Source organism: Streptomyces sp. NPDC054840, assembly GCF_053611065.1.
Map to the genome: position 1 here is coordinate 1 of NZ_JBSGZP010000961.1, position 2,119 is coordinate 2,119.

Annotated in this window: 3 protein-coding genes; all 3 read right to left on the minus strand. The window is 75.0% G+C overall.

Annotated features, from left to right (window positions below; genetic code table 11):
- Nucleotides 1–496: lysophospholipid acyltransferase family protein (locus ACWGIU_RS36415; protein ID WP_453712358.1), on the minus strand; the 496-nt coding region annotated here is incomplete at its 3' end.
- Complete coding sequence (locus ACWGIU_RS36420) at nt 493–1,365, minus strand: GNAT family N-acetyltransferase (RefSeq protein WP_453712359.1); 873 nt, start codon at nt 1,363–1,365, stop codon at nt 493–495. The genes ACWGIU_RS36420 and ACWGIU_RS36415, both read right to left, overlap by 4 nt.
- Before the next feature lie 209 nt (nt 1,366–1,574).
- Nucleotides 1,575–2,119: extracellular solute-binding protein (locus ACWGIU_RS36425; RefSeq protein WP_453712360.1), on the minus strand; the 545-nt coding region annotated here is incomplete at its 5' end.

Consider the following 2,119-nt stretch of genomic DNA (forward strand, 5'->3'; position numbering starts at 1 on the left):
CCTCGGGGAAGACGGTGACCCGGTCACCGGCCAGCAGCGCGCCGGTGACGGCCTCGACGGTGGCGGGCAGGGCGCGGATCCGGTCGCGCTCGATGAACAGGGTGCCTGCCCGTCCGGCGAGGAGCCCGAGCACGGGCCAGGCCCGGATGTCGCTCTTGGCCAGCATCCGGCAGGGCAGCGCCGCGGCCACCAGCGGGATGTCCAGCCAGGAGATGTGGTTGGCGACCAGGAGCCGGCCGCCGCCGGGCCCCGGGCTGCCGTGCACAGTGATCCGTATGCCGAAGGCCCGTACGAGCGCGGCCGACCAGGCTCGTACCACCGTGTGCCGGGGGCCGGCCGGCAGCAGCCGGACCGCCGGGGCGCCCAGGATCCCCAGCAGGGTCAGGGCGACGGCGACGGCGAGTCTGAGCGCCGCCCGGGGAACGCTCGCGGTGTCCCCCTCGTGGCCGGCGCAGGCCTCGGGGGTGCAGGGCGAGGTGGGCAGCCAGACGCTCATGCGCCCGGGACGAGCGAGCGGAAGTGCTTCAGGTAACGCGGGTCGGTCCGGCGCAGGGAGAGCAGCACGTACAGGTCGGCGCAGCCGAACTCGGCGTCGAGGGCGGGCTCGCCGCACACCCAGGCGCCGAGCCGGAGGTAGCCGCGCAGCAGCGGGGGCAGCTCCATGCGGTCGGGGAAGGTGATGCCCTCGGGGCTCCAGGGGAGGCGGGGGGTGACCCGGTACTCCTCGGGGGCGAGGCTGCGGGTCAGGGCGGCCTGCCGGGTGGCGGCGGCCAGGACCCCGCCGTCGGCGAGCGGTATCGAGCAGCAGCCGGCGAGCCAGTTGTGTCCGGAGCGGTCCATGTAGTGGGCGAGGCCTGCCCAGATGAGGGCGATGACGGCGCCGTTGCGGTGGTCGGGGTGGACGCAGGAGCGGCCGACCTCGACGAGGTCGGGGCGGATGGGGGTGAGGGCCGAGAGGTCGAATTCCCCCTCCGAGTAGAGGCGGCCGGCGACGGCGGCGCGCTCCGGGGGCAGCAGCCGGTAGGTACCGACGACCTGCTCCGTCTCCTCGTCGATGACGAGGAGGTGGTCGCAGTACGCGTCGAAGGCGTCGGCGTCGAGGCCGGGCTCGGGCCCCTCCAGGCGGGCGCCGAGCTCGCCGGCGAAGACCTGGTGGCGCAGGCGCTGGGCGGCGCGCACCTCGGCCTCGTCGCGGGCGAGGCGGACGGCGTAGCGCGGTCCGTCGGACAGCCCGCCGGTCGCCGTGGCGTGGGTCCTGTCGGGGGCGAGGCGGCGGGTGGCGGACGCGGGGGCCGGCGGGGGCACGGGCACGGGGGCCGGCGCCGGGGCGGGGAGGGGGGACGGGGACAGGGGTGCGATGGTCATGGCGGCTCCTGATCCGGGCACGGGATGCCAGGCCCGCAGGTGCGTGGCCTGGCTCCTTTACTTCTTCCGTGACCGGCTGGATTCGACATGACCGCTCTGCGGCCCTTGGATGTGCGGACGCTGAACTCGGCGGTACCCACGTCTCAGCGGTGGCGCGGCGCCGACTCGGTGGTGGCGCGGTGGTGGCGCGGCGGCGGCTCACCGGCGGCTCACCGGTCGGAGCTGAGCACCTTGCCGATCTCCGCGGAGGCGGCCTTGGCGGCCTGCTCGGGCTCCCGGCCGGTGAGGACGGCCGTCATGAAGGGCTTGATCGGGTTCTTCGCCTCGACCTCGGCCCAGCGGGCGGAGGTGGGGGTGGCCCGGCCCTGGGCGGCGCCGGGAGCCATGTTGGCCGCGCCCTCGTTCCCCTCGACGACATGGGCGAGGGTGGTCTTGTTGGGCACGTAGCTCATCGTGCGGGCGAGTTCGGTCTGCCACTTCTCGCTGACGAGGGCCGTGATCACGTCGACGGCGCCCTCCCGGTGTCCCGCCCGCGCCGGGATGATCAGGTCGGAGCCTCCGGTGAAGACGGCGCCCGCCTTGTCGGCGGTCTTGCCGGGGATCGGGAAGAAGCCGAGCTTGCCCTTCAGGACGGGGTTGGCCGCCTCGATCTCGGCGGCCTGGCCGGGCGGGGCGATGATCTGGGCGACCTGGCCGCGGGCGAATACCTGCGACTGCGGGGGCGTCTCCTCGTCGGCGGCCTCGGGTCCGTCTC